The organism is Salegentibacter sp. 24 (assembly GCF_004362395.1).
Classification (GTDB): domain Bacteria; phylum Bacteroidota; class Bacteroidia; order Flavobacteriales; family Flavobacteriaceae; genus Salegentibacter.
In genome coordinates this window covers 264403-290794 of record NZ_SNWE01000001.1, presented here as the reverse complement: position 1 = coordinate 290794, position 26392 = coordinate 264403, and the positions used below count along the sequence as shown (strand labels likewise).

The window sequence follows — 26392 nt, the reverse complement described above, 5'->3', positions numbered from 1 at the left end:
GAATGGAACATATCGTTATTATCGGTAACGGAATTGCAGGCATCACTTGTGCCAGACACATCAGGAAAAATGCTGATGCAAAAATCACCGTGGTCTCTGCAGAAAGCGAGTATTTCTTCTCTCGTACCGCACTGATGTATGTATATATGGGTCATATGAAATGGGATCACCTTAAGCCATACGAAGACTGGTTCTGGGAGAAAAACCGTATAGAATTAAAAAAAGCCTTAGTTGACAACATAAATTTTGAAGAAAAAACGCTTCATTTTTCATCAAATGAAAAGATGAATTATGACAAACTAGTTCTAGCCACGGGTTCGGTTTATAATAAATTTGGTTGGAAAGGTCAAGAACTCAAAGGGGTACAGGGATTGGTATCCAAACAGGATCTGGAACTTCTGGAAGAGAATACCAGAGATTGTAATAAAGCCGTTATTATTGGTGGCGGATTAATCGGTGTAGAACTCGCAGAAATGCTGAAAACCAGAAATATCGATGTAACCTTCCTGATCCGCGAAAAAGCTTTCTGGCACAATGTTTTACCACTTCAGGATGCTAAATTAATTTCTGACCAGATCAGATCACATGGTGTTGACCTCCGGCACGAAACTGAAATCGATAAGATTACTGGCGATCAAAAGAAAGGTGTAACAGCTGTTTTCACCAATTCAGGAGAAGAAATCAAATGTCAGTTAGTAGGTCTTTGCACCGGTGTTAGACCGAATATAGATTTTCTGAAAAATTCTAGGCTGGAAACCGATAAAGGAATTTTAGTGGACGAATTTCTTCAAACCAACATAAAAGAGGTATATGCCATTGGAGATTGCGCACAGTTAAAACAACCAGCATCCAATCGAAAACCCATTGAAGCAGTTTGGTACACCGGACGGATGATGGGTGAAACCCTGGCACAAACCTTAACCGGCAATACGATAAAATACAAACCGGGAAACTGGTTTAATTCGGCTAAATTCTTTGATATTGAATATCAGACTTACGGTCAGGTCTCAGCAAAACCCGGCCAAAATGAAAAGCAGTTCCACTGGCAGCATAAGGACAAAACAAAAGCCATCACCATAGCTTTTGAACCAACTTCGAAGAAGTTTTTAGGAATAAATACTTTCGGAATCAGGATGCGGCACCCTATATTTAATCGATGGTTAAATGAAGAGCAAAAAATAGACCACGTCCTTGCCAATTTGAAACAGGCAAATTTTGATCCAGAGTTCTATACCAGTTATGAAAAAGAGATTTTTAAAAGTTTTAAAGAGAATTTACAGAACCCATGAGTAACCTAGAACGTAATATGTCCCTCACTGCAGAGGAACCGGCCAAACTTTCTTTAACCCAAAGAATTGCCAGCAGTATTGGTTTAATTGGATTGTTTTTATTAGCCCTTACCTTGACCAATTTAAGTTTCCCCAATAAGACTTTATTTTTAAGTCTATCTCTTGGACTTATAACAGTTGGAACCATAATTTTTGCTAACGATTTATATTTAGGAAAACCGGCCGGTGTAAAGAATGACGGAGTTTGGTTTAAATCGCTTTCCGCTCGTGGGTTTTGGGCCTGGATAATTGGGATTAGCCTTACCCTATTCTACATCGTCTTGTATTGGTATCCCCAATATCTCGGATTAAATGCCAAAGGTGCCAATACCGGAATAATTTCTTTTTTCGATCCATTAAGCCAATTCATCAACGGAAATCCTGCCAGCCAGTGGTTCGTATACGGGACCCTTTACACGGTGGCCATTCTTATTTTTGGCTACAAATTTATCTTGAAATATCGGCAAAATCGTTACGAAGTGATTCGTACATTTTCTGTAATGTTCTTTCAGTTGGGTTTCGCCTTTTTAATTCCTGAAATTTTAATTAGGCTCAACCAACCATATTACAATCCAGCTAATATCTGGCCGCTTAACTACGACCTGTTTACCGATTATAAAATCAACACCTTCCTTTCAGCAGGAAACCTGGGAGTAATTATGTTGGTATTTAGTATTATATCTGTTTTTATAATTACTCCGATTTTAACCTATAAATACGGAAAACGCTGGTATTGTAGTTGGGTATGTGGTTGTGGCGGACTTGCGGAAACCGCTGGAGATCCCTTTCGACAGCTTTCCAACAAATCCCAGTATGCCTGGAAAATTGAACGCTGGGTTATTCACAGTGTTTTGGTTTTTGTCACGGTTATGACCATTGCAGTTGTTTATTCCTTTTTAGGGGATAGTACCAGTGATTTTTGGCTTACCAGGGATGTTTTTCTTTGGGGTTCGGCCGGCTTCCTTACTTTACTTTTTGCAGTTATTTTGATCTTTAAACACAAAGAGTTGGCCAAGGATGCGAAATATGGAGCCATCGGGTATCTGGTAATTATTCTAGCCATTATCTGCATTAATTATTTTAGCGGTAATGGTAATATCTTCTTCTTTGCTGGCTACAAACTTCGTGAATGGTACGGCTTTTTAATTGGAGCTGTTTTTTCCGGTGTCATCGGAGTTGGTTTCTATCCAATTTTTGGAAGCAGGGTCTGGTGCCGCTATGGCTGCCCCATGGCCGCAATATTAGGAATGCAGCAACGGCTTTTTTCCAAATTCAGGATTACCACAAATGGAGGACAATGTATCTCCTGCGGGAATTGCTCTACCTATTGCGAAATGGGAATTGATGTTCGCGCCTATGCTCAAAAAGGTGAAAATATAGTTCGTTCCAGTTGTGTAGGATGCGGAATTTGCTCTGCAGTTTGCCCTCGCGGGGTGTTAAAACTTGAAAATGGTGACTTGGATGGAAGAATAAATTCTGAAGAGGTTTTACTTGGGAATGATGTGGATTTAATGGATTTAGTAAATCAGAAATCTAAGTAATGCCGAATCTTATTAAGGTCATTATTCCGGCTTTCAACGAAGAAGAATCCATTGCCAAAGTGATTGCTGAAATTCCAAAAATTGTTCAGGAAATAATCGTTGTAAGCAACAATTCCACAGATGCAACTGAGAATAATGCCAAAAATGCGGGTGCCACTGTGCTTCAGGAGTATCAAAAAGGCTATGGTTATGCCTGTATAAAAGGAATTGATTATATTTCAAAACAAGCAGTGAAACCGGATATAATTGTATTTTTAGATGGTGATTACAGCGATTTTCCTTCAGAATTGACCAATATCATCGCTCCAATTATTAAAAAAAATAAAGACCTGGTAATTGGTGCCCGAATTAAAAAATGGCGTGAAAAAGGTTCGATGACCTTCCCCCAAATATTTGGGAACTGGTTGGCCACTTCTTTAATGAAACTAATATTTAATGCCCGATTTACCGATCTGGGTCCATTTCGTGCTATTAAATATCAAAAGTTATTGGACCTGGAAATGCAGGATAAGACCTATGGCTGGACCATAGAAATGCAGCTCAAGGCCTTAAAAAAAGAATTTTCCTATACAGAGGTTCCTGTCCATTACAAAAACAGAATTGGTACTTCAAAAGTTTCGGGCACGGTGAAAGGTGCTACCTTTGCAGGAATCAAAATCCTGGGATGGATCTTTAAATACAGTTTCAAGTAATGGAATTGGCCATTGTCATTTTATACACTCTCGCCCTACTGCTCATTCTTTTCTACAGTATTTCGCAGCTGCAGTTACTTCTGAACTACCGAAGGGCTAAAAAACAGGTGGATGAGTCAGAAAAATTTGATTTGACTAATCCTAATGAAACTCCCGTAATCACTATTCAGCTTCCCCTTTACAACGAACTTTATGTACTGGAACGCCTGCTAAAAAATATTGCCAAAATCCAATATCCCAGAGAAAAACTGGAAATTCAGGTTTTAGATGATTCTACTGATGAGTCAGTTGAAAAAATTGAAACATTAGTGGCTCAACTTCAAAAAAGCGGACTCAACTTAAAACACATTACCCGTAAAAATCGTATCGGTTATAAAGCAGGCGCTTTAAGAGAAGGTTTAGAAATCGCCAAGGGCGAGTTTATAGCGATTTTTGATTCCGATTTTTTACCAAAAGAGGACTGGTTATTGCAAACAGTACCATATTTTAAAAATGCTGAAATTGGGGTGGTTCAGACCCGTTGGGGACATATTAACCGTAATTACTCCCTGCTTACTAGAATTCAGGCTTTTGCTCTTGATTATCATTTTATACTAGAACAAACAGGTCGTAATTTTGGACGGCATTTTATCAACTTTAACGGCACCGCGGGCATATGGAGAAAAGAATGTATTTTGGATGCGGGAAACTGGAGCGGAGACACTTTAACAGAAGATCTTGACCTGAGCTACCGCGCACAACTTAAAAAATGGAGATTTAAATACCTGGAAGATGTGGAAACTCCCGCCGAATTGCCTGTGGCTATAAGTGCAGCACGATCCCAGCAATTCCGTTGGAATAAGGGAGCGGCTGAAAATTTTAGGAAGAATTTCCAAAAGCTTGTAAAGGATAAATCGCTACCCTTGAACACTAAATTTCATGCGTTTTTTCACTTGCTGAACTCCAGTATGTTTCTAGTTATTCTGGTTTTGGCAGTTTTAAGTATTCCACTTTTGTTTATTAAAAATAACAATCCACAGTTTGACTGGTATTTCAATTTAATGGCCTTCTTTTTAGCAAGTACTTTAATTTTCTTATTATGCTATTACACCGCCTATACAAAGATCCATGGCAAAAGCATAAAGAGTTTTCTGAATTTTATCGGCATGTTTTTTACGTTCTTCTCCATAGCGATGGGGTTCTCTGTTCATAATTCATTGGCTGTTTTGGAAGGACATTTTGGAAAAAAATCAGCGTTTATAAGAACGCCAAAATTCAATGTAAATTCGCTAAGAGATTCCTGGAAACACAATATTTACATTCAACAAAAATTTTCATTGAGTATTGCCGTGGAATTCGCACTGTGGCTGTATTTTGGCTTTGGCCTTTTCAGTTCTTTTATACTTAATGATTTTAGCCTTGTTATTTTCCACCTAATGCTTTTCATAGGCTTTGGATTTGTGGTTATTAGATCGCTTAGAATTTAAGAAAGCTGAACCAAAAATAAATTGTAATTGTGGTGACAAATTAAGATAAGTTTTCTTTTGGTTGATTAAATATTCAATAACAGATTGCTACCATTGAGTTTTTTGGGCAGCTAATTTTGATAGAAAAAGTGAAAGATTTCTTTAAATATCATAAATTCTCTATTCTCCTAATTCTATCAGGAGGTGTTTTATACTGGTCTTTTGCATACGGTCTTGACCGAGATGATTTCGTTAAATTAATAAGTCTTTACACCGGGGTATTTTTTATCAGCTTTAAGCTTATTCAATTAGAAAAAAACAACTTTTGGTTTTTGGCAGGAGCTGCGTTGCTATTTCGATTAATTTTTATTGCTGCTGTACCAAACCTTTCGCAAGACTTTTATCGCTTTATCTGGGATGGCAAATTAATTTTAGAAGGAATAAATCCTTATATATCGGTGCCCCGAGAATTCCCTACACCACTTGGTGACACACAGGAAAAATTGATACAAGGAATGGGCAATCTAAGTGCAGGAAATTTCACGAGCTATCCACCTGCAAATCAGTTGATATTTGCTATCGCAGTACTTATGGGAGGAAAAAGTATTTTAGGTGCTGTGATCGCTATGCGGTTTTTTATCATTTTTGCAGATCTTGGAATTCTTTATTTTGGTCGAAAATTATTGCTGAAATTAAACCTACCTTCTCATCAAATTTTTTGGTTTATCCTCAATCCATTCATTCTCATAGAACTTACTGGAAACCTCCATTTTGAAGGGGTAATGCTTTTTTTCCTGGTCTGGGCCTTTTATTTATTACAGCAAACAAAATGGATTTGGAGTGCAGTGCTTATGGGGGTTTCAATTTCAGTAAAATTATTGCCATTATTGTTTGTACCCTTACTATGGAATTATTTTTCAAGTAAGAAAAAATCTAAGAATGCCGTTGTGGAAAATCAGGTTCAGGGTAACCGAAAGTTAAATTTTAAAATGTTCTCCATTTATTGTTTGATAGTTGGAATCACGGTTTCAGTAAGTTTTCTACCATTTATTTCTTCAACAGTAATATCGAATTTTTTGGCGAGTATCGCACTTTGGTTCCAGAAGTTTGAATTTAATGCGAGTATTTATTATGTAATCAGGTGGATTGGTTTTCAGTTAAAAGGCTATAATATTATAGCAACTGCTGGAAAAATATTACCAGTTATTGTGATCCTTATCTTTGCAGGATTATCATTTTTTAGAAACCACAATTCCACAAAGAAACTTCTAACAACAATGCTGTGGGGAGTTTCAATTTACTTTTTCCTTGCCACCACAGTGCATCCCTGGTATATTGCCACGCCTCTTTTGCTTTCAGTTTTTACCAAATTTAGGTTTGCCCTTGTTTGGTCCCTATTGGTAATGCTCAGTTATTCTGCTTATGCAAATGCTGAATTTCAGGAAAACTATTGGCTCATTGCAGTCGAATATATTGTTGTAATCAGCCTTTTTCTTATTGAAATTTTTCAATATTTACTGCAGGATATAAACAACCGTTCTTTACGGATAAAAACCAGTCGAAAAAACGCTTAAAAAGCCGTTCCATCCTTTTCGAACCGAACAGCTTTTGAGTTTAAAGTTCCAAACCTTCTTGGTGATTACATATCCAGCAAATACGCAAAAATAAGTGGTGCTACAATGGTTGCATCGCTTTCTATAATATGCTTGGGCGTATTTATATCTAATTTACCCCAGGTAATTTTCTCGTTCGGTACAGCTCCAGAGTAAGAACCATAACTTGTTGTAGAATCGGATATTTGACAGAAGTAACTCCAGAATGGCGTATCGGTTCTTTCCATATCCTGGTATAACATAGGCACCACACAAATTGGGAAATCCCCGGCTATACCCCCGCCAATTTGAAAAAATCCAATTCCTTCTTTTGAATTATTGGTGTACCAATCCGCAAGAAAAGTCATATATTCAATTCCTGATTTCATTGTACTGGCTTTTAATTCCCCTTTAAGCACGTAGGATGCAAATATATTCCCCAGGGTACTATCTTCCCAGCCAGGAACAACCATGGGTAGGTTCTTTTCGGCAGCGGCATACATCCAGGAATCTTTCAGGTCTATTTCATAATGTTCTTCCAAAACTCCGGAAAGCAACAATTTATAAAGAAACTCATGTGGAAAATAGCGTTTTCCACTAGCTTCGGCATCTTTCCAAATCTTTACAATATGTTTCTGGATTCTTCTAAATGCTTCCTCTTCGGGAATACAGGTATCGGTTACACGGTTTAATCCTTTCTCCAATAAATCCCATTCATCCTGCGCCGTTAAATCGCGATAATGTGGCACCCTCTTATAATGCGAATGGGCCACAAGATTCATCACATCTTCTTCTAGGTTAGCTCCAGTACAAGAAATAATATGGAGTTTCTCCTTGCGAATCATTTCGGCAAAAATCTTACCTAGTTCTGCCGTACTCATCGCTCCCGCTAGAGAAACAAGCATTTTAGAACCACCTTCAAGTTGTTTTTCGTAATCTTTTGCAGCATCTACAAGGGCTGCAGAATTAAAATGTAAGTAATATTTTTCTATAAATTGGGAAATGGCTCCTTTATTCATCTTCGTCTTCTTCGTTATAATTTTGGTATTTAAATTTATAGCTCAACATTTTATAATACAACTTTGCCGCAAGAAAATCTGACGATTTCTCGTTCTTATTAGGACAAAGTTCTACAATGTCAAATCCTACAACATTTTTCTTTTTGAACATCATTTTGAGGAATTCCAAGGTTTCATACCAGAAAAGTCCACCGGGTTCAGGGGTGCCGGTAGATGGTAAAATAGAAGGATCAAAAGCATCCAGATCTATGGTGATAAATACGTTGGGCGTCATTTGGCCAATGGCATCCTCCTGCCAGTCCTCGTAAAGATCATGCGCAAAATACACCTGGTTCTCATCCATATGTTCTACTTCTGATACATCCATTGATCGAATACCTACCTGCACCAAATTAGCTTTTTTACTGGCTTCATATACCGCGCAGGCGTGATTACAGCTAGAACCCTCATATTCCGGTCTAAGATCAGCGTGTGCATCTAATTGCACCACTGTTAAGTCTTCAAAACTTTCGTTGAAAGCACGAATTGTACCTATTGAAACAGAATGTTCCCCGCCAAAAATTGTAACAAATTTTTCCTGCTTAATATAATTTTTTACGGTCTTGTAAACGGTGTCTACCATTTTCTCTGGTGATTCGTCTTCAGTAACCGCAGGTGCAAGATATATTCCTTTCCTGTACACTTCAGATTTGGTTTCAATATCATAAAGCTCCATATTCTCTGAAGCTTCAAGAAAAGCCTCAGGACCTTTATCCGCCCCTTTTTGCCAGCTACTTGTCCCATCATAAGGAACAGGGATCAATACCACTTTCGCGTCATCTATTCGCGAATATTTATCTGGTATTCCGGCGTAATTCTTTTTATTCATTGTAATGCTAAATTGGTTGTTGTTGGTTATAAATTTATAAAAAATTAATTGCTTCCATTATAACCAAGGATTTTAAGCATATCCTCGGCATTTTGTTCGGGGCTAAACAAACTGGTTTTTATATTTCCATTCTTATCTTTATCGATAAGTATATGTTTTGGTTGCGGAATTAAGCAGTGATGCAGCCCGCCGTGACCTCCGATGGTTTCCTGATAGGCTCCAGTATTGAAAAATCCAATGTATAAAGGTTTATCTTTTCTATACTTGGGAAGATAAATAGCGTTAACATTTTGCTCAGAATTATAATAATCATCACTATCACAGGTTAAGCCACCAAGTAAGACACGTTCATATTCATCGTTCCAACGGTTTACTGGAAGCATCACAAATTTTTTGCTTATCGCCCAGGTATCTGGCAAAGTGGTTATAAATGAAGAATTTATCATGTTCCACTTTTCACGATCGTTTTGCTGCTTCTGATATAAAATTTCGTAAATCGCTCCGCCACTTTCTCCTACAGTAAAACTTCCGAATTCAGTAAAAATATGTGGAACTTCTACTTCGGCCTCCTCACAATAAAGCTTGATCTGGTTTATAATTTCATCTACCATATAAGCATAATCGTACTCGAAATGAAGCGAATTCTTCACTGGAAATCCTCCACCAATATTCAGACTATCTAAATCAGGACAAACTTTCTTTAAGTTGATATAAACACGTAAACATTTTTGCAGTTCATTCCAGTAATAGGCCGTATCCCGAATGCCGGTATTTATAAAAAAGTGTAGCATTTTCAGGCTCACCTTGTCATTTTCCTTTATTTCACGATTGTAAAAGGGTACAATATTCTTATAGCCAATACCCAAGCGAGAAGTATAAAATTCAAATTTCGGCTCTTCTTCTGAGGCTATTCTTATTCCAATAGGAAATTTACCTTCAATCTTATCGGTTAAAAGATCAATTTCCTCGTAATTATCTATAATTGGAATGCAATTCTTATGACCGTTATTTAACAATCCGGAAATATTTTCAATATACTGGTCCCGCTTAAACCCATTACAAAGCACATAAGTCTCGTCGGTTATCTTTCCTGATTTCTTGAGTTGCTCCACGATATTAATATCGAACGCTGAGGAAGTTTCAATATGGATATCGTTTTTTAATGCTTCGTTTAGCACATGTTGAAAATGCGAACTTTTAGTACAATAACAATAATTATAGCTTCCCTTATAATCATGTTTGGCCATAGCATCCGCAAACCATTTTTTCGCCCTGGCTATGTTATCGGTAATCTTAGGCAGATATGTAAATTTTAAAGGAGATCCATATTGTTTTACAAGCTCCATTAAATCTATGTCGTGAAATTTTAATTCAGTGCCATCCAGAGTAAATTCCTCCTGGGGAAAATAATAGGTCTGGTCTATTAAATCGCTGTATTTAGTATTCAATTGATTGGTTTAAATATTAAGGTAAAAATTTAGGCATTAATTTTTCGCACCAAAAGAAATGATTGGTAAATTAATGTTAAGAAAATTATTTGAAGAGACAATTTAGAAACCTGATGGTATTTCAAAATAAATATTTTAACAAAAGGTGATTGCTGTCCGTGGTGTCGATTATAAAATCCTGTCAATTAATTAGGTGCATTAATATTGAAATAAAAAAACCGGGAAAAGGGAGATCCTAACCCGGTTCAAAAATATTAAAAAACTTAATACGGAAACACTTTTTTTAAAGCATTCCTAAATTTATAACTTCCTGATCTGTAAGCCTCCTAAACCGCCCCCTTGGGAGGTCTTTTTTTGTCAGCCCACCAAATACTACCCGATCCAATTTTTCTACTTCATACCCCTGACTTTTAAAAAGTCGTTGAATGATATGATTTTTAGTACTATTGGTTTCTATACCTATTTCATTTTTAGGTCTATCGGCAATATAGCTGATGTCCTGAATGTTCACCCTACCATCTTCCAGAATTACCCCATTTCTGATTTTCTCCAAATGCTCAACTGAAAGGGGCTTGGTAAGATTTACCTGATATATTTGTCTGATTCCGTTTCTTGGCTTTCCGAGTCTTTTGGCCAAGGTACCATCATTTGTAAAAACCAAAAGTCCCATTGCCTGAGTATCCAATTTCCCTACTGGATCAAGTTTTGCCTTGGTCGCCTTAGCCATAATATCCATGACGGTTTTGCCTCCTTTATCAGTACTTCCGGTGACGTAAACACCTTTTGGCTTATTGAGAACAAAATATTCCGGTTTTTCCGGATTAACACTTCTGCCGTCAAATTTCACCTCATCGGTAGGAGCAACTTTAAAACCCATCTCAGTCACTACATTGCCATTAACAGTTACATTTCCTGCAGAGATAAAAATATCTGCATCTCGGCGGGAACAAATTCCGGCATTGGCAATATATTTATTTAAACGAATTCCATCGGTATTGGAAGGTGTTTTAGGGGCAGACTGCTCTTTTTTTATAGGCGCATTGCCTCTAGCCAAAGACTTTTTGCTTTTATTGCCGCCTTGTCTTCCGCTAACTTTTCCACCTTTAGATTTGTCGTTTCTACTCATATCGCTAATTTTTTGCAAAGGTACTCTATTGATTCATAGTGGCATTCTATTTAATTGAAAGATTTCACCCTATTGGGATAAGTATAAAATCCTTCAGTTAATAATCGACACGATCCCCTTTAGCATCCCATTTTTGAAATACTGGTAGTCCTTCTTCCCGCATTAAATGCTCAAATGGAATTTTGCGATCCTCCATTTTCAATGCAATCTCGTCGTATATAAATTGGTCATCAAAACCTATTTTAGCAGCATCTTCACGCGTAAGGGCATAATATACTTTTTCGGGACGTGCCCAGTAAATAGCCCCCAGGCACATAGGACAGGGCTCACAAGATGTATATAAAATACAATTTTTCAGCTGAAAATCCTGCAATTTCTCACAGGCCTTTCTAATGGCAACAACTTCTGCGTGAGCTGTTGGGTCATTACTTACCGTGACTGTATTATTAGCTTCGGCTATAATTTCACCATTTTTAACAATTACAGCACCAAAGGGTCCTCCCTGATTTTTGTCCATGCCTTCTTCTGCCAACTGAATAGCCCTTTTAAGAAAATAGCTATGATCTTTTACCATATTGATTTGAATAAATTGTTAGAAAACTCTGTTGAATACTTCCTTAATATCTATAAGTAAGATGCTAAAAACCCCCACTACAATAATTAATTTTAAAATATTATGAAGCAATAAATATTGCCATTTTGCTCTGCTGAAATAAAGAAATAATAAAAAAAATACAAGCAGAACCAGGGAAACATAGAAATAGTAATCCATATAACCGGTATCAAAACTTGTAATTAAAAGCATAATGGGAATAATTGCCAGAATGCTTAAAATTGAGAGAAAAAATTTACTGCGTCTCTCCCCATACACGATCGGGATAGTTTGATAATTTTGAAGTAAATCGCCCTGCATATTTTCCAGATCCTTCACCAATTCACGCATTACTATCATTAAATAAAGGAATGTGGCATGAATAAAGATTACAGTCTCAAAATTTTTATAATACACAAAAACCACGAAAAAAGGGGTAATGGTTAAAATGGAAGCTACGAGATTCCCAAGGAATAGAATTCGTTTTAAACGATGAGAATACAACCAAATACCAAAAATATAAACTGAAAAGAAAACCACCGCCCTAAACGAAACATAACTCGCAAAGAAAATAGCTAGTAAATTAAGAATGAAATACACGGAAAGTTTCGTTCGCTGACTTACAAACCGGTCTAACATGGTTTTCTTAGGCCTGTTTATTAAATCTTTTTCGCTGTCGTAAAAATTATTGATGATATATCCTGACGCAATTACTGTTGCTGAGGACAGGATCAGAAAAAATAAATTATCATCAAAAAAGATGTTTCTTAAGGGAAGTTCCGGTGCCAAAATAAAAGCTGAAGTGAGGTATTGGGCTACAATAAGCACTAAAATATTATAACCACGAACCACTGAAAACAAACTAAGCATTTTCAGCAATAAACGCTTGTTAGAAGAAGACGCCATGTATTTGGAATTTAGAAGTTGTAAACCACTTCTAATTTGTAATCTTTTAGGGATTTTCTGGCTTTTTCAATGTCCTCAGTGAAACCTAAAATATAACCGCCGCCACCAGAACCACAAAGCTTCAGGTAATAATCGTTAGTATCTATTCCATGTTTCCAAAGTTTATGAAATTGATCCGGAATCATGGGTTTAAAATTATCAAGCACAACGTGAGAAAGCCTTTTCACATTGGTGAAAAGAGATTTAACGTCACCTTTAAGAAAATCGTCTACACAGGCATCAGTATGTTTTACAAATTGTTCTTTCAGCATTTGTCTAAATCCTTCCTGCTTCATATTTTCCATAAAAATCCCCACCATTGGACCTGTTTCTCCAGTACTACCGCTATCTAACAGAAATACAGCGCCCTGGCCATTTTCTGTCTGGGACGGAATTCCCGCGGGTTCAATATTATCTTTGGAATTAATAAGAATTGGAATGCTTAAATAACTATTAAGCGGATCTAAGCCAGAAGATTTTCCGTGGAAAAAAGATTCCATTTCTCCGAAGATCTTTTTTAGTTTTAATAATTTATCGCGAGTAAGATTTTCTAAAACGGTGATCTTCCCGGTAGCATATTTATCATAAATAGCTGCAACCAAGGCTCCACTACTTCCTACTCCGTAACCCTGCGGAATAGTAGAATCGAAATACATGCCTTTTTTGATATCAGCATATAGTGCTGGCATATCAAACTGTACCAACCCAGGACTGTTCTGTTCAAGGTCGCTTAAATAATCAGCAAATCGGCGTAAACTATTATTGGAAGCTACAGCCGTATCCGATGGATTTTCATCTACCTTTAAAGCACCATTATAAAAATTATAAGGAATTGATAAACCCTTGGAATCCTTGATAATTCCATACTCTCCAAAGAGAAGGATTTTCGAATAAAATAAAGGTCCTTTCATAAGCTTTCGAATAATCTTTTTCAGGTCAAAAAAGATAAATGTAAGTAAATTTACAATTTTTCCGCACCCTTTCCAACCTGGTCACAAATATACTGCCCTTTTTCACAATAGACAACAAGCTCATTCTTAATGAATTCTAAAACTTTTGTTTTATGTGCTTCAGGATAAAGTACGTGTAAATTTGCCCCGGCATCTAAAGTAAAGCAAACCGGGGTTCTGGTTGTTTTCCTGAATTCCAATATTTTATTGATAATTTGTAGAGTATTGGGCTTCATTAGTATAAAATAAGGCTTGCTGCTCATCATCATCGCATGTAAGGTAAGCGCTTCGCTTTCTATAATGGCTATAAAATTCTCCAAATCTCCCGAAGCAAATACCTCCTTTAGTTTATCTAAATTTAAATGTGCTTGAGTAAAACGATTTTCGGCAAAGGGATGACCCTGCATTAAATTATGACCTCCACTACTGCTTACCTGCTTTTGACCCTTGTCTACCAACAAAATCGTATCCTGAAAAGTTTTAAAAACTTCATCAATTTCAAAAGGATATTTGATCCCAAAAAGATCACTGCTGCCCGGTATATTTTGATGTGCGCCCCATTCAATTAATTCGCCTTCTAAACTTCGGCAGGCACTTCCGGAACCTAAACGGGCCAAAAAAGAAGCCTTTTTATAAAAAGAAATTTCACTGCTCGTATGAATAGCACCCAATTCCTTTTCCAAACTCATAACACAGAGGGCCAGGGCACTCATTCCACTGGCAGAAGAAGCGATACCGCTACTGTGAGGGAAGGAATTCTCGGTGAAAATCTTAAAATTATAGTCTTTTAAAAATGGACAATAGGTTTCGATTCGTTCGAAAAACTGCTGAATTTTAGGCTCAAATTCCGGATTCCATTTTCCTTCAAAAAAAAGTTTAAAATCAAAAGTTTCAGATTTTACTGTTTTCCTTTGAAACTCCATTTTTGTGGTAGTTTTGCAGTTTTTCAATGTAAAACTCACGGAAGGGTTGGCAGGAATTTGATTCGCCCTTTTTCCCCAGTATTTTACAAGTGCGATATTACTGGGAGATTCCCAGGCTACTTCTCCTTTTTCTATTTTTTTTGAATATTCTTTTGTAATAAAATCCTCTCTACTCATAGTAAAAAATTAATAAACTACCTTGAACCAGGCCAAAGCAAGCTGATTGAAAAAAATTCAAATCTATTTTATGAAAGCAAAGATATGTTTTATGTTTTGGGAATATTCTTCCCCAGTTCAAATAAATTTATAATTTAGTAGATGAAAACTAAAAAGCTTAGACTCTGAAATAGTGATTTTTACAGCAAATCATTTTAAAAATAAGCTTGACAGGAGATAATATCACTGAGAATATCAACAGAAAATGACCAAAAAACTCTTTTTACGAAGTTCAGTGGCCATTGGCATTTGTTTGCTTTTCGGTTTTCTGGGAGCAATCGCCACCAACGCGGGCTTTGAAGGCTGGTATCCTGAACTTAATAAGCCCTGGTTTAACCCGCCGGATTCCATTTTCGGGCCAGTTTGGTTATTTATGTATATCTTGATGGGGATAGCTGCCGGTATTGTTTGGAATCGCGGCTTCTATCATAAATGGGTAAAAACAGCTCTGTATCATTTTGGAATCCAATTATTGCTAAATGGTTCTTGGTCCTTACTTTTCTTCGGTCTTCAAAAACCATTATTAGCTTTTATAAATATTATCGTACTTTTTATAGTTATAATTTTTACCATAAAATGGTTTAAGATAGTGAACAAAGTCGCTGCTTACCTGCTCCTACCTTATGCGATTTGGGTACTTTTTGCAATTGCGCTTAATTTTGAGATTTTGCGACTGAACTAATTTTCGCTCAAGGCTTTTGCAGCCAGAAAACCACCCGTCCATGCGTTTTGAAAATTAAATCCCCCAGTGATGGCATCGATATTTAAAATTTCCCCGGCAAAAAACAGATTTTTATGGAATTTACTCTCAAAAGTTTGAAAATTTACCTCTTTGAGATCTACACCCCCCGCAGTAACGAATTCCTCTTTAAACGTACTTTTACCGTTTACCTGAAAAACCGATTCTGTTAGCTGGCTGCTTAAATTATGTAGCTGATTCTTGTTTAAATCAGCCCAAGTCATGCCATCAGAAATTCCAGAAGCAACCGCCAGACTTTGCCATAGTCGCTTAGGCAAATCGAATTGTGCATTTTTCAAAACTTGTTGTTTGGCAAAATTGGTTTTCAATTCTTTTAATTGATTTAGTACATTTTCAAAAGTCACACCCGGCAGCCAGGACACTAGTATTTCGAACTGATAATTCAATTTTTGCAGTTCTCTGGCCCCCCATGCGGAAAGTTTTAAAATTGAAGGTCCGCTCATTCCCCAATGGGTAACTAATAACGGTCCGTTACTTTCTAAATCTATTGTATTTGAATTAATTCTCACTACAGCTTCTGTTGCAATTCCGGGTAGATCTTTGATTCTCTGGTCCTTGATGTTAAAGGTAAAAAGGGAAGGGACTGGATCTATTATTTTATGACCGAGTTTTTTCAAAATACTCCACATTTTCGGATTGCTTCCCGTAGCAAGCATAATCTTTGCTGCTAAAAAATCTCCTTTACTGGTTTTCACCTTCCAAAAATCTTCTTCCCGCTGAAAAGTTTGAACCGCGTGACTTTTTAAAACCTGAATTTTAAATTTCTCTGTGTCTCGAATAAAGCAATTGATAATACTTTGGGAATCGTCTGATACAGGAAAAATTCGACCATCATCCTCTACCTTTAAGGCTATGCCTCTTTTTTCAAACCATTGCATCGTATCGCCAGACATAAATTTATGAAATGGCCCTAACAACTCCTTTTCCCCACGAGGATAATTAGCACTGAGTTCTCGCGGAAGAAATTCTGCATGGCCTACATTACATCTTCCTCCTCCCGAAACTTTAACCTTGGTAAGAACTTCCTTACCACGTTCTAAAATGCAAATTTTCAACTCAGGGTTTAATTCCGCTGCGTTTATCGCGGTAAAAAATCCTGCCGCTCCTCCGCCTATGATAATTATATCGAAATTCTGCATTTTGAATGTTTCTGATTTGAAATTTCAGGTTCCATTATAAAATTTTAAATGCTAATTATTGGAACCTTTATTTTTTAAAAAAGTCTGTCTGGAAAATCCGAGATAATTCCATCAACACCAAATTTCTTTATTCTCTCAATATCCTGAAATTCATTTACCGTCCACACATTCACTTTAAACCCATTTTCGTGAGATGCTTTCACATTATCGCGAGTGACAATCCCCAGTGACGGATGAATTGCCGATGCACTGAGGAGTTTCCCTAATTCAATAGCTTCAGTAACACTGGCTTTACTCAAAATCCCTAAGGGGACATTTTTATCAAGTTTGCGCATTTGGAACAGTTCATTTTTCTGAAAGCTGGAAACGATAAAATCTTCGTACTTCCAAAAGTTTTCCGCAATATATTTCTGGATAATTGATGAGGTAGGGATTGCGGTATTTAGACCCTTTAGTTCGATATTAATACTACATTTCCCCTCAATGAGGTCTAAAACCTCAGTTAGTAAAGGGATTTTGAATTGACCTTCGACCTTTAAAGTTTTTAATTCGGTTAACGACATTTTAGCTATTTCGCCGCTTCCATTGGTGGTTCTGTCTAATGTAAAATCGTGGATAACTACTAGCTCTCCGCTTTTGGATTTATGTACATCGATTTCTATTGCATCAACTCCAAAATCCAAGGCTTTTTGTATACTTTCTAAGGTATTCTCTGCTAAGTAGCCTTTAGCACCACGATGACCAATTTTAAGGATTCTGTTCATAGGGCAAATATATTCATTCTCCTTAAGCGATTAAAAATCTTATTAAGAAAGACTTATAAGCAATTAACATTTACTTATAGCTGATAGTCTTTAAATTTAAAGATCTAACGTCTCAATACTATAAGTTATGGAAAAATGGTTTGGAGTTTCAATTAATTCCCTTTTAGCTGTAACCATCTCCGCTATAGGAATTTATATAGCGATCATCATTTTTACGCGAATAGCCGGTAAACGAAGCTTTTCTAAAATGTCAAGTTTTGACTTCGCTATGACTGTGGCTATAGGCTCTATCATTGCTTCTACATTATTATATGCTTCAGTAAGTCTTTTACAGGGAATTGTTGGACTGGGGGCAGTATATATTTTACAGATTTCTGCCGCATATTTAAGGCGTTATGCATGGTTTCAGAAAGCCATAGATAATACCCCCCTAATGCTTATGGACAGGGAGAAAATTCTCTACAAAAATTTAAAAAAGGCCAGGGTAACCGAAGGGGATCTGCGATCAAAATTAAGAGAAGCTAATGTGGTGGAATTGTCCCAGGTGCGAGCAGTGGTATTTGAAACTACCGGTGATATATCGGTATTGCATACTTCAAATGAAGACCAGCAACTTGAGAATTGGCTCATCAAGGATGTATCTCGCTCTTAAAAACCGGAAGTTGGTTTAGGGACATTTATGATTAATTTAAGAATCGTCCAAAGTTTGAACCGCTGCGTGTTAATCTTTTAAAATTTTAGATTAATTTATTCTTAAACCATATTGAAAGGGGAAACAAAGCTGATAATTTTACAAAATAACCATTCAATATTATGACTACTCCCGATATAAAACCTAAAACCAAGCATCGTAAAATTATAACACATGATGATATTATGGCAGATTTCAAAGATTTTGTCTTAACCCAGGATCATCCGTGTATGATGGCTCAAACGGTCTTTAGTCAGGATCACTTAAATCTTCATACCTACGATGAATTTCCCAGCCTGGAAACTGCTAAAAAAATATATAAGGACCTTAAAAAATATATTGAAAACTACGATTTCGACTCAAATGAATTCTACACGTTTTTAGCTGTCTTTAAAGGACAGGACTCATTTACTGAAATTCAGTTTGAAACCGCACTTTGGAAGCAACTCGAGTTGCTGCATCAGATTGATGACCAGGCCTGGGATCCCAAGGTCAGTGATGATCCCCAGGACAAAAATTTCAGTTTTAGCATCGGCGGAAAAGCTTTTTATATCGTAGGTTTGCATCCAGATAGTAGTCGTAAAGCAAGACAAAGCCCGTACCCAGCCATCGCATTTAATTTGCATTGGCAATTTGAGAAATTAAGAGAAATGGGAATATTTACCACCGTAAGGGATAAAATCCGGGAACGGGATACTGAACTACAAGGAAGTATCAACCCAATGCTTGAAGATTTTGGGGAAAATAGTGAAACAAGGCAATATAGTGGCCGTAAAGTTGGAGAGGAATGGAAATGTCCTTTTCTTCACGGTAAAGAATAAGTATGTACCAGCCTACAAAATACAAGAAAGATGATGCTGATTTCATTTTTAGATTTATCCAACATCATCCTTTTGCAACCTTCATACTCAATGGAGTTCGCCTATTAGCTACTCATATCCCTGTTTTAACCAAGGGGACTGCCAAGGATTTTCGTCTGTTTTCGCATATTGCCAATCATAATGAACAGTTTGAATTCTTAAAAGACGGCACAGAAGCCCTCTTGATTTTCCAGGGAGCCGATGGCTATGTTTCCTCTTCCTGGTATAAGGAAAAAGACATCAGCACGTGGGATTATTCTGCGGTGCATCTCAATGTTAAGCTCAAAAAACAATCCCGGAAAGAACTTGAAGAATCACTTAGGGAGCTTGTAGCCAGATTTGAAAAACCCCAGAAAAAACCATTATATTATCAAGATATTCCGAAAAAAATGCGGGAAGATCACTTGCCATTAATTACTGGGTTTTGGTGTGAAGTAGAGAAGATCCAAGGAATTACAAAATTGCACCAGGGGTATGATAAAGAAGATATTGATTCGATAACCACGCATTTGGATAATCAACCAGAAACTCAAGAATTAAGCAATCACATTAAAAAAGAGCATAAATGCACATAATTAAAAAACAATCTGGAGTCGCCTTTAAATTGAAGGAAGGACAAAAATTAAAAGTCATTGACCCTAAAGGTGAACAGGTTAGCGATATGGTATTGTTTAATGCAAAGGATCGAAAGGAAAAGTTATCATCAGGAAAAACGATGGATTTTGAAGCTTCTATTTTAATAAGTTCCGGTAATGCGCTATGGAGTAACCGCAGCCAAAAAATGATGGAAATACTCGAAGACACCAACGGAAGAAATGATTTCTTACTCGCCCCATGCAGCCCTGAAACTTTCAAGGTAATGTATAATTATGATGCTTATCACCCAAGTTGTTATGAAAATTTATATACAAATCTAGAAAAGTTTGATATCCAGCCAGATGATATTCCAACTGCCTTCAACATTTTTATGAACGTGCAGTTTGATGAAAAAGGAAAAATAAGCGTAGACCCGCCTTTAAGTCAAGCAGGAGATTACCTATTATTTGAAGCAAAAATGGATTTGATAATCGGACTTACTGCCTGTTCAGCCGAAGACAGTAATAATGGCAGCTTTAAGCCCATCCATTATGAAATATTAGGTTAAGCCTTTGTTTCCGGGGTGTTTTTCTTTCTAAAACGCATATTCAACATTTCAATGGCCAAGGAGAAGAATACAGAGAAATAAATATATCCCTTGGGTACATGGTAACCCACTCCTTCTACTATTAACATTACGCCAATTAGGATAAGAAAGGAAAGCGCAAGAATTTGTATTGTTGGATGTTTATTCACAAATTCACTAACTACTTTAGCAAAAATCATCATTACAATAATGGCTATAGTAATAGCTATGATCATTAACATTATTTGATCGGTAAGTCCTATCGCGGTTAATATGGAATCGAAAGAAAAAACCATATCCAACAATACGATTTGCAAAATAGCATAACCAAAAGATTGTGCTTTCTTAACCTCTTCATTTCCTTCCTGGCCTTCAACCTTTTGATGAATTTCAAGTGTACTTTTTATTAAAAGAAAGATTCCTCCCGCAATTAAAATAATATCACGCCAGCTGAGTTCGAATTCGTATAATGAGAGCACGGGTTCTGTGAGCCCTATAATCCAGGTAATACTTAAAAGCAATAAAATTCGCATAATAAGGGCTAGGCCCAAACCACCAATTCTGGCTTTCTTTTGTTCATCTACAGGGAGTTTACTGGCTACGATAGAAATAAAAATAATATTATCTATCCCTAACACGATTTCCATAAAAGTAAGCGTAAGCAGTGCTATCCAGGTATCTGGCTGAAGAAAGATTTCCATAAGTAAATCAGCTTTTGGTTAGGCTAAAGCTAACTAAAAAATCATTTTTATTTACAATAAAACTCTAAAAAAATAAAAAGCTGTTTAGAATAGAAAGCTTTTTAAAGATAGCTTTTTCCAAACAGCCTTTATTAAAAATGTCGTGGTCTTAGGAAACCGCCTTGAGTTTTTTCAAAGTCGACTTATTAAGTTTATCTTCAGCATAGGCTCGAGACACCCTAAGTTTGCTTTTGCCACTTTCCGGCATTTCAAACATGGCATCGGTTAAAATGGCTTCACATAAAGATCTTAAACCTCTAGCCCCTAATTTATATTCAACCGCTTTTTCAACTATATAATCAAGAGCATCGTCGGTCATTTCAAACTCAATATCGTCCATTTCAAACAATTTTTGATACTGTTTTACAATAGCATTTTTAGGCTCTGTCAAAATGGAACGCAGCGTGCTTTCATCCAAAGGATTCATATAGGTAAGTGCGGGTAATCTTCCTATTATTTCAGGAATAAGTCCGAAATCTTTTAAATCTTTCGGAATAATATATTTCAACAAATTAGTCCGCTCTATATTATCATCGCTTTTTGAAGCACTGAAACCAACTGCCTGCATATTCAACCGTTTGCTGATGTTACGTTCAATACCATCAAAGGCACCTCCTGCAATGAAAAGGATGTTCTCGGTATCAACTTCAACAAATTTCTGATCGGGGTGTTTTCGCCCCCCTTTTGGAGGAACATTAACGGTAGTTCCCTCCAGTAATTTTAACAATGCCTGCTGAACACCCTCCCCGGAGACATCCCGGGTAATGGAAGGATTATCGCTTTTCCGCGCAATTTTATCTATCTCGTCAATAAATACGATTCCTCGCTGAGCTTTTTCAACATTATAATCGGCAGCCTGAAGCAAACGTGTTAAAATACCTTCTACATCTTCCCCTACGTATCCCGCTTCGGTAAGCACCGTAGCATCTACAATTGCCAAAGGAACATTAAGCATTTTGGCAATGGTCTTAGCGATAAGGGTTTTACCAGTTCCGGTTTCACCAACCATAATGATGTTAGATTTTTGAATTTCCACATCATCGTCACTTGCTGGCTGTAATAGCCTTTTATAATGGTTATAAACAGCTACAGACATCACTTTTTTGGTAGCTTCTTGCCCAATTACATACTGATCTAAAAACTCTTTGATCACTTTTGGTTTGCTTAACATAAGGTCGGAAGACAATTCCTTAGCTTCTCCCTGTTTAAGCTCTTCCATAACAATACCGTGTGCCTGCTCTATACATTTATCACATATATGCGCGTCCAGTCCTGCTATAAGTAAGTTGGTTTCGGGTTTCTTTCTACCGCAAAACGAACATTCTAATTCTTCTTTCGCCATTTCGTCAAATTTCAACTTTCGTTATATAAAATAATATAATGAAAATTAATTCCTATCCTTCTCTCGTTAAAATCTCATCGATCATACCGTATTCCTTAGCTTTTTCCGCCTTCATCCAGTAATCACGATCACTATCTTCCTCTATTTTTTCATAAGATTGCCCAGAATGTTTAGCGATAATATCGTATAATTCCTTTTTAAGGGTTAAAATTTCTCTGGCTGTAATCTCTATATCACTTGCCTGGCCCTGAGCTCCTCCAAGTGGCTGATGTATCATCACTCTTGAATGAGGCAAACCGCTCCTTTTTCCTTTTTCGCCAGCACAAAGCAATACCGCGCCCATCGAGGCTGCCATTCCTGTACAAATTGTTGCGACATCTGGTTTTATGAACTGCATCGTATCATATATACCTAGACCTGCATAAACACTTCCACCGGGAGAATTTATATAGATTTGAATATCTTTGGAAGCATCCGTACTTTCCAAAAACAACATTTGCGCTTGAATAATATTGGCAACCTGGTCGTTAATGGCTGTTCCCATAAAGATAATCCTATCCATCATTAATCTGGAAAAAACATCCATGGCAACCGCATTCATTTGCCGCTCTTCAATAATATTTGGCGTCATTCCCGTAGGAGTCACACTGCTCACTATCTTTTGGTAATAATTGCTATTTATACCGTGATGTTTAGTGGCGTATTTTTCAAATTCTTTTCCGTAATCCATCAATTTTTTGTTTTTAAGCTTTTTTCTTAGCTGCCTTTTACGTGAAAAGGCGTTAATCCAAATGGTTTAACGCCTTAAATATAAGTATAAATTTATAGAAAAAGCTTACTCGTAAATCTCTTTCACAAATTCGTCGTAGGTCACTTCTTTTTCTTCAAAAGACATTTTCTCTTTATAGAAATCGAGTAATTTTTCGTTCATTAACTGCTCAGAAAGCCTTTTTACCTCATCCTGATTGGAAAGAATTCTGGCAGCAATATCATCAAGTTCCTTATCTCCAGGATTCATTTGGCCAAACTGCGCCATTTGCTCCTTGATCTTTTCCTTGGAAAAAGCTTTAAGATCTTCAAACTCTACGCTTAGATTATTTTCGTTAACTATTTTACCTTCAATTAACTGGTAGCGTAAACCTTCTTCACTCTTCTCGTATTCCTCTTTAGCCTCTTCCTCGGTCATGGGCTTTTCCCCCACGGTTTGAATCCATTTTTGAAGAAATTCCTTTGGAAGCTCAAACTTTGTTTGTTCTATAAGCTGCTTAGTTACGTCATTCATTAACTGCTGATCGCTCTGCTGTTTGAATTGCTTGGCTGCATCTTCCTTGATTTTCTCTTTTAATTCGTCTTCACTGCTTACTTTTCCTTCACCAAAAAGCTTATCGAACAACTCCTGGTTAAGTTCAGCCAATTCTCTATGATTGATCTCTTTTACAGTAAATTCAACTTCAATATCTAAATCATGAGCTCTATCATGTTCAATTCCTAAGTGCTGAATAAGATCGTGATCCTCTTCAAAAAGATTCTTGGTCTTTAAGGTCAGAGAATCTCCCACCTTAGCACCAACAAATTTACCAAGATTTCTTTTTCCTTTGATCTTTTCCAGTTCCACTGAAGTTTCCTTCTCGATTCCTTCTTCTTCGTTTTTGAAAGTTCCGGCAACGATATCCCCTTCTTCTGCTTCATCTTTAGAGATCAGTTTCCCATATTGTTTTCGGACAGATTCAATTTGGTTATTCACCATTTTTTCATCTGGTACAATATTATAATGAGTTACTGGTTGTTCCAGCTCAAGTTTCACATCAAATGCTGGAGCTAAACCTAGCTCGAATTCAAAAGTATATTCTTCTTTATTCCAATCAAAGTTTTCCTGCTCCTTTGGAATAGGATTCCCCAGTACATCCAGTTTTTCTTCGGTAAGATATTTATTAAGCGAATCCTGTAAAAGTTTATTTACCTCATCCACCAACACAGCTTGACCGTATTGTTTTTTTACCATTCCCATAGGCACATGTCCTTTTCTAAAGCCGGGAATATTGGCATTCTTACGGTAATCTTTTAAGATTTTATCAACTTTACCGGCATAGTCGTCTTTGGCGATATCTACTTTTACCACCGCATTCAATTCATCAATATTCTCTCTGGTAATATTCATCTTGACTTGTTATAAAAATTGGAGTGCAAAATTACACTTTTTTCTCAAGCCAACAAAGTTTCAAATTATTGAATTTCAGTCTACTTCTAATCTTTTCCTAACAATGAAAACAAAAGAGATTGAAACAGCGACAAAAGCAAACTGAAAAGCAGGGCGATAAAAAAGCCGCTAACCCCAAATCCCGATACGAAGGCATCGGCCAGTAGAATAATTACCGCATTGATAACAAGCAAAAACAAACCCAGCGTTAACACAGTAACGGGCAAGGTGAAAATTACTAAAATAGGTTTCACCAAAAGATTCAGAATAGCCAAAACCACAGCGACTAGAATTGCTGTTAAATACCCTTCAACCTCAACTCCCGGCAGAAATTTAGCAAGAACCACCACGGCCAGTGCGGTAAGTAAAATTCTTAATATAAAATTCATGATTTTTAGTTTAGTTGGTTATTGAAAAATACAAAAAAAAAACGCCGGTAATAGTCCGGCGTTATTCATTCTTATAAAAAGTACTTCTTATTATTCAACTTCATTGCTTAAAGTTACTGTTCCGTATGTACCGGGATTAACCTTTGGAACCTGGGCATTATAAGTTGTATTAATTACTTCAATAATTTCGTTGGCCATCACCGCATTACCCCGAGGAGTTAAATGAATTCCGTCTAAGGAAAAAGCGCCACCAGTGACAAATTCCGAGGTAATGATTCCGGCGTCAAAAGCAATTCCGCCCTCAGCCAACTGATTAAGTAACTCACGAGCATCTACATACCCCAGGTTATTTGCTACAGCAGTGGCCTCTATGGCATCATTATAGGCAGCTGTTGCCTGTCTTACATTCGCCAATTCAGCTTCATCCAGAGCATCTGCATCATCAATTCCATTTACCGCACCAAAAAGCGCATTAGCCTCTTCCTGAGTTGGAGTTTGCCCTTGTTGTAAGGCCCCCAGGATCTGCATCACTTGCGGGGAAAGACTAACTGCACCATAACCCTGGGCTAAAGCTGCCCGGTCTATAGTTAAAAGTAATTTTTCATCGGGAGTCATTTGTCTAAATCCAAGGGGATTGGAATCCGAAGGCTCAACATCGATAAGAAACCTGTTTGGACCTTCACTGAAAGTGATTGCATATTGGGAAGCTAAAGCCTGGGCTTGTTCCGCCGGAACGCCCTGCTGTATCAAACCACCCGCAAAAACTTGAGAAACAGCCTGAAAATACCCTGTCAGGTTTGCTGCGGTTTCCGCATCAAGCTCAAGTCTGTTATTAGGAATTGTATTAAAAAAAGGCACCGCAGCAACATCCGGTATGTTTATTAAAACTCCACCACTTGCCGAAGCCGATAAAGCCTGAACCATTTGTGCATAAACACCTGCGAAGGCATTAGGGTCTGTAATATCGTTTTCTCCATAGGTGGAAGGATCTAAATTATTTAACTGGAACTCTCCTGTACCACCTGAGGTTGCATAACCCAGTACATCGTTATTCCCAATCCATAAAGAAAAGAACGTGGGATTTTGAGCAAGAGCATCAGCTAATACCGTAGTTTCCGGCGAAGAAGCAAAACGAACGAAATATGGGTTGGCAGTACCAACGGCCACGCCCTGAACATTTCCATATCCCGGAGCAACTAAATGATAAGATTTAGCTCCCGGAATCCCCATATTATTAAATGGTCCCTGAAGAATATTTCCTACTTCCGTGGTCGCCTGCATCCCGGTATAAACCTGAGGTGAGGGATTGTCACTTGCATCCACTGCTAAAACAAGCCTGTTTGAGGTAATTTGAGTTCCGCCTAATAAAAGCCCACCAGCATTATCGTTCATATAAGGAATGGCGAATTCTTCGACATCTTGTGTTTTCTCAAACTGTTGCACGAGAATATTTGGATAAGAGTTTTCCTGCCCGGTTATATACAAGGCATTATCGGCATAACCTGCAGTGAGTGAATTACCCAAAGCTACGTATCGCGAAAAATCGGCTTCCCCATTACTGTAAGCTCCTGCTTCATTGACCGGATTATCAAATTCTGGCTCGCAGGAAACAATTCCCAGAGCTAATATTGCTAAATACTTAAAATACTGTTTCATCTTCTTC

Annotated in this window: 26 protein-coding genes; 10 read left to right on the top strand and 16 right to left on the bottom strand. The window is 37.2% G+C overall.

All coding sequences use genetic code 11. The features are described 5' to 3' along the window. The first annotated feature begins 2 nt into the window (after window positions 1-2). From DET49_RS01315 to DET49_RS01295, 5 genes are all read left to right on the top strand, one after another. Window positions 3-1289 carry an NAD(P)/FAD-dependent oxidoreductase gene (locus DET49_RS01315; RefSeq protein WP_133546344.1) on the top strand — a complete coding sequence of 429 codons (1287 nt, stop codon included), beginning with the start codon at window positions 3-5 and terminating at the stop codon, window positions 1287-1289. Then, window positions 1286-2869 carry a 4Fe-4S binding protein gene (locus DET49_RS01310; RefSeq protein ID WP_133546343.1) on the top strand — a complete coding sequence of 528 codons (1584 nt, stop codon included), beginning with the start codon at window positions 1286-1288 and terminating at the stop codon, window positions 2867-2869. Before DET49_RS01315 ends, DET49_RS01310 begins: the two co-directional genes overlap by 4 nt. Further along, on the top strand, window positions 2869-3561 hold the full coding sequence (locus tag DET49_RS01305; RefSeq protein ID WP_133546342.1) for a glycosyltransferase family 2 protein: 693 nt from the start codon (window positions 2869-2871) through the stop codon (window positions 3559-3561). The genes DET49_RS01310 and DET49_RS01305 overlap by 1 nt, the downstream gene beginning before the upstream one ends. After that, complete coding sequence (locus DET49_RS01300; protein ID WP_133546341.1) at window positions 3561-5027, top strand: cellulose synthase family protein; 1467 nt, start codon at window positions 3561-3563, stop codon at window positions 5025-5027. The genes DET49_RS01305 and DET49_RS01300 overlap by 1 nt, the downstream gene beginning before the upstream one ends. 128 nt (window positions 5028-5155) lie before the next feature. Then, window positions 5156-6580, top strand: a complete 1425-nt coding sequence (locus tag DET49_RS01295; protein ID WP_133546340.1) for a mannosyltransferase — start codon at window positions 5156-5158, stop codon at window positions 6578-6580. A 65-nt stretch (window positions 6581-6645) separates the two neighbouring features. Here DET49_RS01295 and DET49_RS01290 read toward each other — a convergent pair whose 3' ends face one another. From DET49_RS01290 to DET49_RS01255, 8 genes are all read right to left on the bottom strand, one after another. Then, complete coding sequence (locus tag DET49_RS01290) at window positions 6646-7617, bottom strand: deoxyhypusine synthase family protein (RefSeq protein ID WP_133546339.1); 972 nt, start codon at window positions 7615-7617, stop codon at window positions 6646-6648. Then, the gene (gene speB, locus DET49_RS01285) at window positions 7610-8485 is read right to left on the bottom strand and encodes an agmatinase (RefSeq protein WP_133546338.1); all 876 of its coding nucleotides are present in this window, start codon (window positions 8483-8485) and stop codon (window positions 7610-7612) included. Before speB ends, DET49_RS01290 begins: the two co-directional genes overlap by 8 nt. Before the next feature lie 44 nt (window positions 8486-8529). Then, a complete protein-coding gene (locus DET49_RS01280) occupies window positions 8530-9933 on the bottom strand; it encodes an arginine decarboxylase (protein ID WP_133546337.1) in 1404 nt (467 codons plus the stop codon). Between the two features lie 283 nt (window positions 9934-10216). Further along, on the bottom strand, window positions 10217-11059 hold the full coding sequence (locus DET49_RS01275) for a pseudouridine synthase (RefSeq protein ID WP_133546336.1): 843 nt from the start codon (window positions 11057-11059) through the stop codon (window positions 10217-10219). A 97-nt stretch (window positions 11060-11156) separates the two neighbouring features. Beyond that, the gene (locus DET49_RS01270) at window positions 11157-11633 is read right to left on the bottom strand and encodes a nucleoside deaminase (protein ID WP_133546335.1); all 477 of its coding nucleotides are present in this window, start codon (window positions 11631-11633) and stop codon (window positions 11157-11159) included. An 18-nt stretch (window positions 11634-11651) separates the two neighbouring features. Continuing rightward, window positions 11652-12557, bottom strand: coding sequence for a geranylgeranylglycerol-phosphate geranylgeranyltransferase (locus DET49_RS01265; RefSeq protein ID WP_133546334.1), 906 nt, complete (start codon window positions 12555-12557; stop codon window positions 11652-11654). Window positions 12558-12568: 11 nt separating this feature from the next. Further along, window positions 12569-13507 carry a mevalonate kinase gene (locus DET49_RS01260; RefSeq protein WP_133546333.1) on the bottom strand — a complete coding sequence of 313 codons (939 nt, stop codon included), beginning with the start codon at window positions 13505-13507 and terminating at the stop codon, window positions 12569-12571. A gap of 50 nt (window positions 13508-13557) precedes the next feature. Beyond that, window positions 13558-14646, bottom strand: a complete 1089-nt coding sequence (locus DET49_RS01255) for a diphosphomevalonate/mevalonate 3,5-bisphosphate decarboxylase family protein (RefSeq protein WP_133546332.1) — start codon at window positions 14644-14646, stop codon at window positions 13558-13560. 244 nt (window positions 14647-14890) lie between these two features. On the opposite strand from DET49_RS01255, the gene DET49_RS01250 reads away from it, so the two are divergent. Then, window positions 14891-15367 carry a TspO/MBR family protein gene (locus DET49_RS01250; RefSeq protein ID WP_133546331.1) on the top strand — a complete coding sequence of 159 codons (477 nt, stop codon included), beginning with the start codon at window positions 14891-14893 and terminating at the stop codon, window positions 15365-15367. Here DET49_RS01250 and DET49_RS01245 read toward each other — a convergent pair. Then, on the bottom strand, window positions 15364-16584 hold the full coding sequence (locus DET49_RS01245) for an NAD(P)/FAD-dependent oxidoreductase (RefSeq protein WP_133546330.1): 1221 nt from the start codon (window positions 16582-16584) through the stop codon (window positions 15364-15366). The genes DET49_RS01250 and DET49_RS01245 overlap by 4 nt on opposite strands. A 74-nt stretch (window positions 16585-16658) precedes the next feature. Continuing rightward, the gene (locus tag DET49_RS01240) at window positions 16659-17348 is read right to left on the bottom strand and encodes a glycerophosphodiester phosphodiesterase (RefSeq protein WP_133546329.1); all 690 of its coding nucleotides are present in this window, start codon (window positions 17346-17348) and stop codon (window positions 16659-16661) included. A 127-nt stretch (window positions 17349-17475) separates the two neighbouring features. Here DET49_RS01240 and DET49_RS01235 point away from each other — a divergent pair, with 127 nt between their 5' ends. The 4 genes from DET49_RS01235 (at window position 17476) to DET49_RS01220 (ending at window position 20043) form a co-directional block, all read left to right on the top strand. Further along, window positions 17476-18000: a DUF421 domain-containing protein gene (locus DET49_RS01235; RefSeq protein WP_133546328.1), complete on the top strand. Its 525-nt coding sequence runs from the start codon at window positions 17476-17478 to the stop codon at window positions 17998-18000. Between the two features lie 161 nt (window positions 18001-18161). Next, entirely contained in the window at window positions 18162-18860 is a 699-nt protein-coding gene (gene gntA, locus DET49_RS01230; protein ID WP_133546327.1) for a guanitoxin biosynthesis heme-dependent pre-guanitoxin N-hydroxylase GntA, read from the top strand. A 2-nt stretch (window positions 18861-18862) separates the two neighbouring features. Beyond that, window positions 18863-19474 (top strand): FMN-binding negative transcriptional regulator, encoded by a 612-nt coding sequence (locus DET49_RS01225; RefSeq protein ID WP_133546326.1) that lies wholly within the window; start codon window positions 18863-18865, stop codon window positions 19472-19474. Continuing rightward, entirely contained in the window at window positions 19465-20043 is a 579-nt protein-coding gene (locus DET49_RS01220; protein WP_133546325.1) for a DUF1989 domain-containing protein, read from the top strand. Before DET49_RS01225 ends, DET49_RS01220 begins: the two co-directional genes overlap by 10 nt. Here DET49_RS01220 and DET49_RS01215 read toward each other — a convergent pair. The 6 genes from DET49_RS01215 to DET49_RS01190 all read right to left on the bottom strand — a co-directional run bounded on the left by DET49_RS01215 (window position 20040) and on the right by DET49_RS01190 (window position 26385). Then, window positions 20040-20762, bottom strand: a complete 723-nt coding sequence (locus DET49_RS01215; RefSeq protein ID WP_133546324.1) for a TerC family protein — start codon at window positions 20760-20762, stop codon at window positions 20040-20042. The two genes, DET49_RS01220 and DET49_RS01215, sit on opposite strands and share 4 nt — an antisense overlap. Window positions 20763-20910: 148 nt before the next feature. Further along, entirely contained in the window at window positions 20911-22143 is a 1233-nt protein-coding gene (clpX, locus tag DET49_RS01210) for an ATP-dependent Clp protease ATP-binding subunit ClpX (protein WP_133546323.1), read from the bottom strand. A 52-nt stretch (window positions 22144-22195) separates the two neighbouring features. After that, window positions 22196-22873, bottom strand: a complete 678-nt coding sequence (gene clpP, locus DET49_RS01205; protein ID WP_075325692.1) for an ATP-dependent Clp endopeptidase proteolytic subunit ClpP — start codon at window positions 22871-22873, stop codon at window positions 22196-22198. Window positions 22874-22978: 105 nt separating this feature from the next. Further along, window positions 22979-24301: a trigger factor gene (gene tig / locus DET49_RS01200; protein ID WP_133546322.1), complete on the bottom strand. Its 1323-nt coding sequence runs from the start codon at window positions 24299-24301 to the stop codon at window positions 22979-22981. A gap of 86 nt (window positions 24302-24387) precedes the next feature. After that, on the bottom strand, window positions 24388-24729 hold the full coding sequence (locus DET49_RS01195) for a phage holin family protein (RefSeq protein ID WP_133546321.1): 342 nt from the start codon (window positions 24727-24729) through the stop codon (window positions 24388-24390). A gap of 90 nt (window positions 24730-24819) precedes the next feature. Then, window positions 24820-26385 carry a G-D-S-L family lipolytic protein gene (locus DET49_RS01190; protein WP_133546320.1) on the bottom strand — a complete coding sequence of 522 codons (1566 nt, stop codon included), beginning with the start codon at window positions 26383-26385 and terminating at the stop codon, window positions 24820-24822. Window positions 26386-26392: the final 7 nt, after the last annotated feature.